The following is a 274-nucleotide window of genomic DNA, read 5'->3' as shown; positions in this document are numbered from 1 at the left end:
CCTTTGCCGAACAGGCGCTGGCTGAGCGGCAAAGGCGTCGTAGCCTTTATAGAGCAACGTTTGCAACAGAGGATGTTCCGGATGGTGCGTTTGCAGCACCACTTCGCCCTGTTTACCCGCACGCCCGGCACGACCGGCGACCTGGGTGTAAAGCTGAGCGAAACGCTCTGCCGAGCGAAAATCGGCAGAAAACAGCGCGCCGTCCACGTCCAGTAATGCAACCAGCGTCACATCCGGGAAATGGTGACCTTTCGCCAGCATTTGTGTACCAATC

General features: G+C 58.0%; 1 pseudogene. It reads right to left on the bottom strand.

Annotated elements, in window-relative coordinates:
• A pseudogene (locus tag SB756_RS29890) lies at nt 1-274 on the bottom strand (primosomal protein N'); the annotation flags it as partial.

This window comes from Pseudomonas sp. SIMBA_068 (genome assembly GCF_046534705.1).
In the GTDB taxonomy this organism is placed as follows: domain Bacteria; phylum Pseudomonadota; class Gammaproteobacteria; order Pseudomonadales; family Pseudomonadaceae; genus Aquipseudomonas; species Aquipseudomonas putida.
This window is presented reverse-complemented; position numbering and strand designations above follow the sequence as displayed.